5 protein-coding genes are annotated in these 14,259 nt (G+C 62.6%); 1 reads left to right on the top strand and 4 read right to left on the bottom strand.

Annotation, left to right across the window (positions count from 1 at the left end; translation table 11 throughout):
• Positions 1 to 19: 19 nt before the first annotated feature.
• Entirely contained in the window at positions 20 to 9,802 is a 9,783-nt protein-coding gene (locus ACFOJ9_RS25820; protein ID WP_378982567.1) for a VCBS domain-containing protein, read from the bottom strand.
• A gap of 424 nt (positions 9,803 to 10,226) precedes the next feature.
• On the opposite strand from ACFOJ9_RS25820, the gene ACFOJ9_RS25825 reads away from it, so the two are divergent.
• Entirely contained in the window at positions 10,227 to 11,168 is a 942-nt protein-coding gene (locus ACFOJ9_RS25825; RefSeq protein WP_378982569.1) for a transglutaminase-like cysteine peptidase, read from the top strand.
• A gap of 49 nt (positions 11,169 to 11,217) precedes the next feature.
• Here ACFOJ9_RS25825 and ACFOJ9_RS25830 read toward each other — a convergent pair whose 3' ends face one another.
• The 3 genes from ACFOJ9_RS25830 to ACFOJ9_RS25840 all read right to left on the bottom strand — a co-directional run bounded on the left by ACFOJ9_RS25830 (position 11,218) and on the right by ACFOJ9_RS25840 (position 14,254).
• On the bottom strand, positions 11,218 to 12,114 hold the full coding sequence (locus ACFOJ9_RS25830; RefSeq protein WP_378982571.1) for an ankyrin repeat domain-containing protein: 897 nt from the start codon (positions 12,112 to 12,114) through the stop codon (positions 11,218 to 11,220).
• Between the two features lie 222 nt (positions 12,115 to 12,336).
• Positions 12,337 to 12,975, bottom strand: coding sequence for a ribbon-helix-helix domain-containing protein (locus tag ACFOJ9_RS25835; RefSeq protein ID WP_378982573.1), 639 nt, complete (start codon positions 12,973 to 12,975; stop codon positions 12,337 to 12,339).
• The gene (locus ACFOJ9_RS25840; RefSeq protein ID WP_378982575.1) at positions 12,965 to 14,254 is read right to left on the bottom strand and encodes an HlyD family type I secretion periplasmic adaptor subunit; all 1,290 of its coding nucleotides are present in this window, start codon (positions 14,252 to 14,254) and stop codon (positions 12,965 to 12,967) included. Before ACFOJ9_RS25840 ends, ACFOJ9_RS25835 begins: the two co-directional genes overlap by 11 nt.
• Positions 14,255 to 14,259 lie beyond the last annotated feature (5 nt).

Raw genomic sequence — 14,259 nt, forward strand, 5'->3', positions numbered from 1 at the left:
TACCCCGTCCCTTTCGCCCTTAGGCCACGTCCGTCTTGGTGCCGTGGCTGTCATCGTACAGTATTTTGACTGCTTCGGCAGCGCTGTGGAACGCATAGTTCTCCAGCACTGCAACCGTATGGTAGTTGTCGCCGCCGCCATCCGTATCGACCTTGACTTCGGCGTTCGCCGCATTGGTCGAGGACTGCGCGATCTCCACGAAGCCGCCGGCTTCGAGATCGACGACGCCTGCCAGGCCCTTGAGCAATGCGGAAAGATCGATCTTGTCGCCGTTCGCACCGTCATGGAAGTCCGCGATCAGATCGGCGGCGTCAAGCGAGCCGACGGTGAAGGTCTTCGTCCCATCGGAGGCAACGGACGGCTCAGCCGGTGCAACAAGCGAGGTGTCGAGTTCGACCTCGACATAGTTGCCGGTGGTGCCATCGGCCATTTGGAAGGTTCCGTTGCCTGTCACGGTCTGTCCGTCGATTTCGCCAACAGTCGGAGTAGCCGCTGTACTGATGGAGACGATACCGTTATCAGCGAGGTGTGACAATTCCCCGGCGTCGCTGGCGCCGTTGGCATTGGCATCCTTCCAGATCAGCAGGCTGTCGAAGGCGGCGTCATTGTGGTCGATGATGCCGTCGTGGTTGCTGTCGAGCGAAGCCAGTGCCGCCGCGCCGCTGGCGAAGTTGCCGCCGCCGAAGGCCGGCGTGAACAGTTCGGTGCCGTCGTCGATCTTGCCGTCATGGTTGAGGTCGATCGCCAGCATGCCATCATGGGATGTGTTCCAGGCAACCTGATCTTTTACACCATCCCCATTGATGTCGAACTGGACGCCATGGCTGAGATCGGAGAAAGCGAACCCATCATGGTTCAAGTCGAGGATGATGGGATCGGTAGCGCTGTTATAGACGACGAAATCCGCGCTGGTAAGCGTGGTAAGCTGCCCTAGCGTAGTGATGTTTTCGAAGGTTGCGACCTGGGTGCGGCCGGCGGCATCGTTCCAATTCGTATCGAACCAGAGTTCCCCGTGTGCGGTGGTCGAGTTGAAGACAAGCACATAGGTGTTGGCTGCCACCGCTGCTGTTGCTGCCGCTATTTGCGCCGACGTCTGTGCCGCGTCGATTCTAACGATATGCGCCGAGTCGCCAGCCGTGAGTGCGGAGATCGAGGCACGGATCGAGAAGTCGCTGACGTTCAGGGCGTTGCCGGCCGAGGTTCCAGTGGTGTTGGCGAAATTGACGCTGCCGCTGCCGGTCGCGCCGGTGTCCAGCAGGCCGATCTTGTCAGTCCCGACCACGAAGTCCTTGATGGTATCCATTCCGGTATTTGTTGCCATCCGGAACTGATCTACCCCGGTGCCGCCGGTCAGAGTGTCGTTGCCGGCGCCGCCAATGAGGATGTCGTTTCCATCGCCCCCGAAAAGAAGGTCATTGCCCCCACCGCCGCTCAACTTGTCGTTGCCGCTTCCCCCGGAAACTTGATCGTCTGTGCTGCCGGTGACGATCGTGTCGTTGCCAGCCGTGCCAGCCATTACATTTACCGCAAAGGCGTCGGTGGCCGTATCACCATCGCCGTCCTTGCCTGTCAGTTGGAACTGCAGAACATTGTCGGCCGGGTCCACCGTAGTGGTATATTCAAGAGAAATTCCAGTAATCTTGAAGTTGACATTGTTTGTTATGGCTTTGAATTCTACGTAATCGACCGTTCGACTACTATCGATGTCAAAACTAACTGTACCGCTTCCGTCATAATTCACAGCCGTTGTGACCGGTGAACCACTCGTGTAAAAGACTTGTATTTGGAAATCGTCACCAGCAGCCAAGCTTCCGGTTGCAGCAACCCCAATCGAGAGAGAGCTCAATGTCGAGTTCTGGAAACCAGCTTGCTGCTGGACGTCCAGTCGCAGAGTTTCGTCGAAGCTCTCCTGGATACTATTGCCGTTGATGCCGAGTTCGGTCGATGAAATCGTCAACGTGGCAGGATCTGGGTCCGTTCCTGCGTCGTTGCCGTCCTCTTTCGTAGCAGTCAATACTAAGGAAAACGCACCGCCAAAGTTTGACGCCGCGAACGTATAGCTCGACAAGCCGGACCCGCCGGAGATGCCACTGAACAGCGATCCGCTCGAAACTGTGAGCGCAGGTGCAGCAGTAATTAGCTGGAAGTCATAGGTGCCATCGTTCTTAATCGTGATTTCGAAAAAGGTCTTCGTGGTTCCACCGTCATCATAGGTCGCTTCGTAGGTGGAGGTGGTACCGGATTTCAGGTGGAAATCGAAATCGGCTCCTTTATTGGTCCAAGCAAGAGCGCCTGACCCGAACGAGTCAGCAAAAGTCGAACTGTCGGCACCGACTGCAAAGTCGTAATGACCGGAGGTGACTGCGCCAGCAATCCTGTTGACGGCTATATCGTCGATGCTCAGAGTCGGAGCGTCGTCATCCACCGTCACGGTCAGCGTGCCGGTTGCGGCCGTGGCGGCCGTGTCGTCGGCGTCGTAGACCTTGTAGCTCAAGTTGAAGTCGAGATTGTCCTCGGTGCCCGGCGTCGGATGCTGGACCGGCGACAGCAGCGTCACCGTATAGGTGCCGGTGACCGCATTGGTCAGGTCGACCTGGAACACATCGACGCCACCGGCAGACGCGATGATCTGCGTACCCGCGCCATTGGCCGTGTAGGTGTAGGTGGTGCCATTCACCGTCTCCGAGCCCGACACCAGCGCAATGTGGCCCGCGCCGTCCGTACCATAATTGTGCGTCAGCGTTCCGGGCTGCGCGCTCGGCGCATCGTCACCCAGGGCCGCGTCGTTGTTGCCCGTCGCAAGGTTGTCCTCGTCGACCAGCGTTGCCGACACACCCGCCGTCGCATGGTTGTTGTCGCCCGAGAAGGTGAACGACAGAACCGCCTGCGAGGTGTCCCCGTCAGCGTCCTTCATCGTGTAGGTGAAGCTGTCCACCGTCCCAGCCGGCACCGACGCCTTCGGGGTATAGATGTAGGAGCCGTCGCCGTTCAGCGTCAGCGTGCCATAGGCCGTCACGATCGGATTGCCGACCGTGCCGCCCGTCACTGCCGTCACCGTGCCGGGCTGGTCCGCGCCGACATGGTCGTTGGCCAGAACGCCATTGGCCGCGTTCGCCACGATTGCCGCGCCGCCTTCCGTCGCGGCCTGTCCGTCATTGACCGCCGTCGGCACGTCGTCGACGACATGGACCAGGAGGTTGTCGCTGGCGGTGGTGCCGCCGACGCCGTTGACGGTCAGTGCGACATTGTCGTTGAAGCCTGTGGCGTCGACGCTGTCGCCGAGGGCCGGCACCTTGCTGTCATTGTCGATCGTCGCCGTCAGCGTGTAGCTGTAGGCCACCGTGCCCGAGTGGGCATCACCGGTGTAGCCGGTCAGCGTCAGCACGCCTTCGCCGGTGTTGACCGTCTGCGTGCCGTTGAAGGCCTGCACCTGGGCCAGCGTGAACGTCGTGCCGCCGATGACGATCTCCTTGATGCCGTCGGTGGCCGAGATGGTGAAGGAGCCGGTGCTGGTCTCGGTGTTGGCGGCTGCATTCGAGCCGTTCGGGTTGAGGCCGGCCTCATAGACCGTGTTGTCGGGACCCTGGGCCTGGGCCGTCGACACCGTGGCGCTGTCGTTGGCGCCGTCGATGGTGATGGTCAGCGTCGCCGGCGAGGTGTCGCCGTCGGCGTCCGTCATCGTGTAGTGCAGCTCGAAGCTCAGATGGCTGCCGGAGGTCAGCGCCTGCGTCGCGGCCTTGCTGTTGTCGAGCACATAGCTCCACGTGCCGCCGGCGCCCTGCGTCAGCGTGCCATAGGTGTTGAGGCTGGCGATGGTCGCCGCGTCGGCGCCCGACCAGGCCACGAAGCCCTTGGGCGCGTCGGCGCCCGAGGCATCGTTGGCAAGCACATCGCCCGAGACCGTGCTGGTCGGCGGCGTGTTGGCCGCGCCGGCGCCGTCCTCGACGACCGCATACGGGCCGTCATTCGAAGCCGTCGGCACGTCGTCGACGACATGGACCAGGAGGTTGTCGCTGGCGGTGGTGCCGCCGACGCCGTTGACGGTCAGTGCGACGTTGTCGTTGAAGCCCGTGGCGTCGACGCTGTCGCCGGGAGCCGGCACCTTGCTGTCATTGTCGATGGTCGCCGTCAGCGTGTAGCTGTAGGCCACCGTGCCCGAGTGGGCATCACCGGTGTAGCCGGTCAGCGTCAGCACGCCTTCGCCGGTGTTGACCGTCTGCGTGCCGTTGAAGGCCTGCACCTGGGCCAGCGTGAACGTCGTGCCGCCGATGACGATCTCCTTGATGCCGTCGGTGGCCGAGATGGTGAAGGAGCCGGTGCTGGTCTCGGTGTTAGCGGCTGCATTCGAGCCGTTCGGGTTGAGGCCGGCCTCATAGACCGTGTTGTCGGGACCCTGGGCCTGGGCCGTCGACACCGTGGCGCTGTCGTTGGCGCCGTCGATGGTGATGGTCAGCGTTGCCGGCGAGGTGTCGCCGTCGGCGTCCGTCATCGTGTAGTGCAGGTCGTAGCTCAGATGGCTGCCGGAGGTCAGCGCCTGCGTCGCGGCCTTGCTGTTGTCGAGCACATAGCTCCACGTGCCGCCGGCGCCCTGCGTCAGCGTGCCATAGGTGTTGAGGCTGGCGATGGTCGCCGCGTCGGCGCCCGACCAGGCCACGAAGCCCTTGGGCGCGTCGGCGCCCGAGGCATCGTTGGCAAGCACATCGCCCGAGACCGTGCTGGTCGGCGGCGTGTTGGCCGCGCCGGCGCCGTCCTCGACGACCGCATACGGGCCGTCATTCGAAGCCGTCGGCACGTCGTCGACGACATGGACCAGGAGGTTGTCGCTGGCGGTGGTGCCGCCGACGCCGTTGACGGTCAGTGCGACGTTGTCGTTGAAGCCCGTGGCGTCGACGCTGTCGCCGGGAGCCGGCACCTTGCTGTCATTGTCGATCGTCGCCGTCAGCGTGTAGCTGTAGGCCACCGTGCCCGAGTGGGCATCACCGGTGTAGCCGGTCAGCGTCAGCACGCCTTCGCCGGTGTTGACCGTCTGCGAGCCGTTGAAGGCCTGCACCTGGGCCATGGTGAACGTCGTGCCGCCGATGACGATCTCCTTGATGCCGTCGGTGGCCGAGATGGTGAAGGAGCCGGTGCTGGTCTCCGTGTTGGCCAGGGCATTCGAGCCGTCCGGGTTGAGGCCGGCTTCATAGACCGTGTTGTCCGGACCCTGGGCCTGGGCCGTCGACACCGTGGCGCTGTCGTTGGCGCCGTCGATGGTGATGGTCAGCGTTGCCGGCGAGGTGTCGCCGTCGGCGTCCGTCATCGTGTAGTGCAGGTCGTAGCTCAGATGGCTGCCCGAGGTCAGCGCCTGCGTCGCGGCCTTGCTGTTGTCGAGCACATAGCTCCACGTGCCGCCGGCGCCCTGCGTCAGCGTGCCGTAGGTGTTCAGCGCCGTGATTGCCGCCGCGTCGGCGCCCGACCAGGCCACGAAGCCCTTGGGCGCGTCGGCGCCCGAGGCATCGTTGGCAAGCACATCGCCCGAGACCGTGCTGGTCGGCGGCGTGTTGGCCGCGCCGGCGCCGTCCTCGACGACCGCATACGGGCCGTCATTCGAAGCCGTCGGCACGTCGTCGACGACATGGACCAGGAGGTTGTCGCTGGCGGTGGTGCCGCCGACGCCGTTGACGGTCAGTGCGACGTTGTCGTTGAAGCCCGTGGCGTCGACGCTGTCGCCGGGAGCCGGCACCTTGCTGTCATTGTCGATCGTCGCCGTCAGCGTGTAGCTGTAGGCCACCGTGCCCGAGTGGGCATCACCGGTGTAGCCGGTCAGCGTCAGCACGCCTTCGCCGGTGTTGACCGTCTGCGAGCCGTTGAAGGCCTGCACCTGGGCCATGGTGAACGTCGTGCCGCCGATGACGATCTCCTTGATGCCGTCGGTGGCCGAGATGGTGAAGGAGCCGGTGCTGGTCTCCGTGTTGGCCAGGGCATTCGAGCCGTCCGGGTTGAGGCCGGCTTCATAGACCGTGTTGTCCGGACCCTGGGCCTGGGCCGTCGACACCGTGGCGCTGTCGTTGGCGCCGTCGATGGTGATGGTCAGCGTTGCCGGCGAGGTGTCGCCGTCGGCGTCCGTCATGGTGTAGTGCAGGTCGTAGCTCAGATGGCTGCCCGAGGTCAGCGCCTGTGTCGCGGCCTTGCTGTTGTCGAGCACATAGCTCCACGTGCCGCCGGCGCCCTGCGTCAGCGTGCCGTAGGTGTTCAGCGCCGTGATTGCCGCCGCGTCGGCGCCCGACCATGCCACGAAGCCCTTGGGCGCGTCGGCGCCCGAGGCATCGTTGGCAAGCACATCGCCCGAGACCGTGCTGGTCGGCGGCGTGTTGGCCGCGCCGGCGCCGTCCTCGACGACCGCATACGGGCCGTCATTCGAAGCCGTCGGCACGTCGTCGACGACATGGACCAGGAGGTTGTCGCTGGCGGTGGTGCCGCCGACGCCGTTGACGGTCAGTGCGACGTTGTCGTTGAAGCCCGTGGCGTCGACGCTGTCGCCGGGAGCCGGCACCTTGCTGTCATTGTCGATCGTCGCCGTCAGCGTGTAGCTGTAGGCCACCGTGCCCGAGTGGGCATCACCGGTGTAGCCGGTCAGCGTCAGCACGCCTTCGCCGGTGTTGACCGTCTGCGAGCCGTTGAAGGCCTGCACCTGGGCCATGGTGAACGTCGTGCCGCCGATGACGATCTCCTTGATGCCGTCGGTGGCCGAGATGGTGAAGGAGCCGGTGCTGGTCTCGGTGTTGGCGGCTGCATTCGAGCCGTTCGGGTTGAGGCCGGCCTCATAGACCGTGTTGTCGGGACCCTGGGCCTGGGCCGTCGACACCGTGGCGCTGTCGTTGGCGCCGTCGATGGTGATGGTCAGCGTCGCCGGCGAGGTGTCGCCGTCGGCGTCCGTCATCGTGTAGTGCAGCTCGAAGCTCAGATGGCTGCCGGAGGTCAGCGCCTGCGTCGCGGCCTTGCTGTTGTCGAGCACATAGCTCCACGTGCCGCCGGCGCCCTGCGTCAGCGTGCCATAGGTGTTGAGGCTGGCGATGGTCGCCGCGTCGGCGCCCGACCAGGCCACGAAGCCCTTGGGCGCGTCGGCGCCCGAGGCATCGTTGGCAAGCACATCGCCCGAGACCGTGCTGGTCGGCGGCGTGTTGGCCGCACCCGCGCCGTCCTCGACGACCGCATACGGGCCGTCATTCGAAGCCGTCGGCACGTCGTCGACGACATGGACCAGGAGGTTGTCGCTGGCGGTGGTGCCGCCGACGCCGTTGACGGTCAGTGCGACGTTGTCGTTGAAGCCCGTGGCGTCGACGCTGTCGCCGGGAGCCGGCACCTTGCTGTCATTGTCGATCGTCGCCGTCAGCGTGTAGCTGTAGGCCACCGTGCCCGAGTGGGCATCACCGGTGTAGCCGGTCAGCGTCAGCACGCCTTCGCCGGTGTTGACCGTCTGCGAGCCGTTGAAGGCCTGCACCTGGGCCATGGTGAACGTCGTGCCGCCGATGACGATCTCCTTGATGCCGTCGGTGGCCGAGATGGTGAAGGAGCCGGTGCTGGTCTCCGTGTTGGCCAGGGCATTCGAGCCGTCCGGGTTGAGGCCGGCTTCATAGACCGTGTTGTCCGGACCCTGGGCCTGGGCCGTCGACACCGTGGCGCTGTCGTTGGCGCCGTCGATGGTGATGGTCAGCGTTGCCGGCGAGGTGTCGCCGTCGGCGTCCGTCATGGTGTAGTGCAGGTCGTAGCTCAGATGGCTGCCCGAGGTCAGCGCCTGTGTCGCGGCCTTGCTGTTGTCGAGCACATAGCTCCACGTGCCGCCGGCGCCCTGCGTCAGCGTGCCGTAGGTGTTCAGCGCCGTGATTGCCGCCGCGTCGGCGCCCGACCATGCCACGAAGCCCTTGGGCGCGTCGGCGCCCGAGGCATCGTTGGCAAGCACATCGCCCGAGACCGTGCTGGTCGGCGGCGTGTTGGCCGCGCCGGCGCCGTCCTCGACGACCGCATACGGGCCGTCATTCGAAGCCGTCGGCACGTCGTCGACGATCTTGACGGAGAGCGTGGCATTGGCGCTCTGCAGATCCTGGTCGGTCAGCGTGACGGTGAAGTTCTCGAAAAGGCTGTTCGTGTTTTGGCCGGCGGCATGCGCCTCGTTGTCGAGCAGCGTGTAGGTGTAGCTCACCTGACCAGTGGCGGCATTGTAAGCCGTCACGTTGAGTGTGTTGCCGAATGCGGTGGTGAAGGAGCCCGCGGTGAACACGCCATCGGTGATGAAGGCGTTGCCGTCGATCGCCAGCGAGTGGATGCCGTCGGGCGACGACACGGTAAAGGTACCGGCGCCGATTTCGGCCGTGCTTGCCGGATCGGACCCGGGGCCGCCCGGCGTGCCGGCATTCAATGCCGCCTCGTTGACGACGACATCGCCGCCAGTGGCCTCCGGCGTTAGGTCGGTGATCACAGGCGTCGAGTTGCCGATCGAAATCGTCAGCGTGGTGTGCGAGGTGTCGCCGTCGCCATCCTTGATCGTGTAGGTGAAGACGTCGTTGACGCCTCCGGGCGTGCCGGCATCGCGCACATAGGTGTAGCTGCCGTCGCTGTGCAGCGTCAGCTTGCCATATTCACCCTGGATCGGGCTGTTGAGAGTGGTCGAATTGTCCAGATCGACATTGGTCGTCCCCTTGGCAACGCCCACCACCGTCGCGCCGTCGGCGCCCTGGGTGTCGGCAACGCCGTCCGTTGTGTTGGCGTCGCCCGCATCCGTGCCGCCAACCAGCACATTGCCCGTCGCAGGGCCGAACTGGCCGGCTGCGATGCTGTCGGTGTCGGCAACCGCCGTCGGCACGTCGTCGACAATGGCGACGGCAAAGGTGGTGCTGGCCGTATCGCCATCGACATCGGTGACGGTGATGCTGAAATTGTCCGGAACCGTATCGTTGGGATCGAACCCGGTTGTCTGGTTCGGATGGGTGACCGACTCCGTGACCGTGTAGTTGTATTCGATAGCCCCAGTGGTCGGATTGTAGGAGACGATCGTCAGGAAGCCGAACTGCCCCGGGATCTCCTGGCCGACGGCGGTGACGGTAACGCCGTTGATGACGATCGACCCGATTCCATCCGGCGCGTCGATGCTGATCGTCCCAGTGCCGGACGTTTCCGAATGGCTCGGTGCGTCGCTGCCCGGGGATTGCGCCCCACCGCCGTCAAGACCGGTTTCACTGGCCGCTTCGCTCGGAGCAAGCAGTGACGTGGCCGTCACTGAAACCTGCCTGTCGACGATCGAGGGAAACAGTTCGCGCCGCTCCAGAAGCCCAAACTGCAAGGCCGTCGGGGGCAAAAGGGCCGACAGGTCGAACCCGTCGCCGATGCCGCCGGGGGGAACCGAGAAGTCTCCGCCTGCGCTTGAATTCGAACCGCCCGGGCCGGCCGAGATGGAACCATCGGCGCCGAAGGCGACATCGACATGGCTTGCTTCCAGCGCTGCCAGCAGCGCCACGCGTGGCACCTCGACGTCGCCAATGATGAAGGTCGGCACGTTCAGGGCGCCATCCTTGATCACGATCACCGAGCCGTCGGCCTGTTCGAGCAAGAGGTTTTGGCCATCGACCTTGATGTTGTCGATGGAGACGTTGGCCGGAAGTCTTACCACGTGGCTGGCGTCGGCTACATATTCGTGCGGCGCAGCTGCCGGCGGTGCCTTTGCTTCCACGGGGGTTTCTGGTTTGACAGGCGCTCCGCCGCCGACATCGACCGGCACCGGTTCGGACGCTGCCGGCGCGGGCTGCTGCGTCGAATTTGCTTGTGCCACCCGGATCTCCGCCGGCGATGTCTGATCGCCGTGTTCATTGGACGTGGAATGCCCGCTCAAAGAACCCGAAAAGCTGTCCAACTCGATATTGGTCGTCATGGCTGAAACCCCTCCGATATTTCCCGGCAAGAGACAGCGGCCACTTCTACTTTGCAACAGTCACGCAATCTATTTCATATATTCCAATATGCATTGCCCGGCATTTTTTACACGTGGTAAATCACAAACATATAACCAGATATATGTTGATCTCCATGCGGCTTGCTTGGCGGCTGGTAGGCCGGGGATTTTCTGGTAAATGAAAGTATAAAATTGAATAAAATTTTATAGAAAATAGACGTAGTGATTTGCGGGAAAGTTATCCACCTTCCTTTCCAATAATTTGAGACAAGATTGGTAGCGTCCACAGTCAAAGGTGGGCGTTATGAAAAAAGAAAACTCCCTGGGAAAAACCAGGCTCAAGGTGCTCTTGCTGGCAATCGGGCTTGTCGGCATGGCGGGGCCATCATTCGCGAATGCCGTTTCCAGCGAGGTCGCCGCACCCGGCACCGCTCTGGAAAAGGTCCAGACGCCGCCCTGTCTCGGCGGTGTTTCGCTGGTGAGGCCTCAGCCCTGGCAGCCTGCGGCCCCATACCGGATCGGCATGGTTTTCGGCAGCTATGGCGCGGCGGTTGCCGACCGCGAGGATGGCTCGTCGGTGGCACAAGGTGAGGCCGGGATAGATCCGGTGCAGACGGCGTCGATCATTCCGGGCGTGTTCGGATCGGTTGCCTTGTCCATGCGCAATTTTCCCGTCGCGGCTCGCTGGGCGCCTGTCTACCGGGCAATCACCGCCTGCTCGGAAGGCAGCGCCTGCGAACGCAAAAGTGCGGCTTTTGCCGGCATGGTCGCCGCCGCTCAAGGCAAGGGATTCAGCGAGAAGCTGTCCTTCGTCAACAGCAGCGTAAATCGCCTGATCGCCTACAGGAAAGACAGCGTTGTCTATGGCAAGCTCGACTATTGGGCCAAGCCGTCGGAGATTCTCGAACGGCGCGCCGGCGACTGCGAGGATTTCGCCATCCTCAAGATGACGGCTCTGATGAGAGCCGGCATTCCAACGCAAAGCATGGCGCTCGTTGTTCTCCAGGATCGCAAGCGAGGCTTCTTTCACGCAGTGCTGTCGGTGAGCACAGGCAGCGGCACCTTCATTCTCGATAGCCTCAGCAACACTGTTGTGCGCGATAGCGATCTCCCGACCTATGTTCCGCTCTATTCGTTCAGCACGGACCGGGCCTGGATCCACGGCTCGAAACCGGGGGCAGCCCAGATGGCCGACCTCAAAGGCAGCCTCGCGACCGTCGCACCGGGCGAGGGTTTTCAGCCGTAGGTTTCGCTAAGATTGGTGGTTCCCCGTGAAGCAGTGAGCCGCTCTCGATTCAGGGCAGCGGGATCGGCTTGTCGCTGAGTGTGCGCAAGTAGGCGATCAGGTTGACCCGTTCAGTCTCGTCCGGGACACCAGGGATCTCCATCTTAACGCCCGGCGTGGTGAGCATGGGGCCGAAGAGGTATTTGTTCAGGTCCTCGTACGTCCATACACCCTCCCAGGCCAGCAACGTGTCGGAGTAACTTATACCTGCCATGGATGCCTTGTCGCGGCCGACGACGCTCCACAAGTTCGGTCCTGTTTTGTTCCCTCCCTGTGGGTCGGCATGGTGGCAACCGGCACACACGCGGGTGAAGTAGGTTCGGCCTTTCTCGACATCGGCGGAAGCCAACTTCATTGAGATCGGGGCTGGTGTCGGCAAGACGACCCCATGCGACAAGAGATAGTCGGCAACTTCGCGTTGCCCCTTGAGTTTTGCCAGATGGAGCGGTGTCTTGCCGTCCTTTGTCTTCGCATTCACGTCGGCACCGGCCTCGACGAGTGCCTTCACACAGTCGAGACAACTAAGAGTGACGGCGACATGAAGGGCAGATTGGCCGCCACGGTCGGAATTTGGATTTGCGCCCGCGTCGAGCAACAGATTGATCAAATCGATCCGGCGTTTTGCCAGAGCCGGCATAAGGGCAGAGCCCAAACGCGGGTCCGGGGTGGCGTTGACGTCGGCACCGCGTTCGACGAGCAGTTTTGCCGCCGCAAAATGCCCGCCTCTGACCGCGAGAAAGAGTGGTGTCGCGTGCCCATCGCTCTCATCGACGCCGGCACCTGCGTCGAGCGCTGCCGTGATCGCCGCGACATCACCCTCTTTCGCTGCGTCGTGAATGGCGTCGGCGTGCGCAACAATCGGGATGTGTACAAGCAGCAGTGGAATGAAAAGCAAGGACACGCGCATTTGGCATCTCCCAAGGCAAACCTCAGTAAGGGTCACGCTTTGAAGACGGCAAGTATACCGCGAATGCCTGATTGTAACCACACACATCGATCGCTCAATGCTGGCAGCCTTTGAGAGAATGAAAGCTTTCAGGAACCGGCCTACCATACTGGGTCGACCAGCCTTGCCGATCGGATGACCACGCGGCTATCCGCCTCAGGCTCGGGTTTATGAGTCCCCGAGCTACCCGCCGAAGACGAACGCCATCAGCAACTCCGGCTCGACCACCGGGGCCCGTACCGCATTCAACTGACCCCTGTATCGACGGTCACCAGCGCCGATGACAAAGCCGGTGGACACCGGCGCTTCGCCATTGGCCTCGAGCCGCGCGAAGATGTCCGCCACATTGAGATCCAGCGCCAGCTTGAGGTCGTGCCGTGCATCATCGTTTGGAACGATCGGCAACTGACGCTTGACCAGCTGCTGGAACGGCGCGTTGAACGTCAGGATCTTCTTCGATGAAGCCAGGGCAAAGGCCGGTGACGGGCAAGCGAGCAGTATGGCGCTGATGGTATTGATCGACGCAAGCCTTCGCAAAGTCAGGTTTTCGTCCCCCAATCCACGCATGCAGGCCACCCTGATCGCGGATGTCAGGTTACCTGTCTGTGCCTGGCTTTCAGCGATCTCATCAATGAGCATGCCGATCGTGCATTTCCTGCTTTCGGCCATCTGCTTCAGCGACACCCAGAATGCCCGCTCCAAACGGATGCCGCGTCGTATGCCGCCACGCGCCACAACCCGAAATTCCAGTCCAAAATCCTCGGCCGCGACTGGAGGAAGCAGTCGCTCGCGGTCGGAATGAGGGCTGGCGCTACCGCTCACTCATCGCCTCCTCACGCGCCTTGTTGATCGGCTTCAAGAGGTAGTGCAGGATCGTCTTGCGCCCGGTCTTGATGTCGACTGAACAGATCATCCCGGGAATGATCGAGTAGGCCTTGCCATCTCTTTGAAGAGTCGATTTATCCGTCGACACGCGCACCTGATAATAGGGTTCCCCGGTCTTCTGATCGACCAGGCTGTCGGCCGTGATGTTGGAGACCTTGCCCTCGATGCCGCCGAAGATCGAGAAATCATAGGCGGTGACCTTGATAAGCGCTTCCTGGTCGGGGCGGATGAACGCGACATCCCGTGGCGAGACCCGTGCCTCCACCAGCAAGGTCTCGGAGGTTGGCACGATGCCGGCCACGACGGCGCCGGGCTGGACGAAGGCACCGACCGTGTTCAGCTCCAGCGTGTTGACGATGCCGTCCACCGGAGACCGGATATCGGTGCGCGCGACCTTGTCGGTGGCCCCCCTTATGGTTTCATCCACCACCGAAAGGTCCGCCAGCGCCTGGGTAACGTCGTCCAACGCCTCCTGCTGCAGTTGCAGGCCAAGTTCTTCGACCTGAAGCTGAGCTTCCGTGATCGACGATTTGATCTTCTTTATTGTTTCGCCGGCCAGGTTCAGCTGGCCGTTGAGTTCAGTCTGTTCGCGCTCTACCCGGAGCTGTTCGGTCCTTGCCATCAGGCCTTTCTTGACCATCGCGTCGACCAGCTTTGCCTCCTGGTCGCTGACGGCCAGGTTCTTGGTCAGACGGTCGGAATTGGCGATCGCCTCGGCCAGTTCGTTCTCACGCTGATCAAGGCGTGACTTGAGTACGGACAGCTTGTTGTCGAAGTTCTCGCGTCTGGCGATGAGCAGCTTCTGTTCATTGTCGCAGATTTGCGGAGCGACCGACTGAATGTCTTGCGGGCACGGAAATGGCCCCGAGAGATTGCCGCTCTGTTCGTATTTCAGCCTTGCTATGCGCACTTCCAGTGCGCGCGCCTTGGCCTGCTGCTCGCCAAGACTGGACGTGTTGAGCGTATTGTCCAGGCGAATGATGAGATCGTTCTTCTTGACGATCTGGCCAATCGTCACGGCGATTTCCTGAACGACACCGGCTTCACTCGCCTGAATGATCTGGGTCTTGGAAGCGGGTATGACCTTGCCGTCGCCCCGTGCGATCTCATCGACTTCGGCAAAGGATGCCCAGGCGACAAAAACCACGAAGAGCGCTCCTATTATGAATATGGACGCCGACGCAAACAGCGGCGGTCGATCTTCCCTGGCAAGCATTTCCC

This window comes from Mesorhizobium cantuariense (genome assembly GCF_042647205.1).
GTDB lineage: Bacteria > Pseudomonadota > Alphaproteobacteria > Rhizobiales > Rhizobiaceae > Mesorhizobium > Mesorhizobium cantuariense.

Bases quoted from the DNA above. Each gene is read 5' to 3' on its own strand.
- ACFOJ9_RS25825 (WP_378982569.1), top strand. From the start codon at position 10,227: ATGAAAAAAGAAAACTCCCTGGGAAAAACCAGGCTCAAGGTGCTCTTG.
- ACFOJ9_RS25830 (WP_378982571.1), bottom strand. From the start codon at position 12,114: ATGCGCGTGTCCTTGCTTTTCATTCCACTGCTGCTTGTACACATCCCG.
- ACFOJ9_RS25840 (WP_378982575.1), bottom strand. From the start codon at position 14,254: ATGCTTGCCAGGGAAGATCGACCGCCGCTGTTTGCGTCGGCGTCCATA.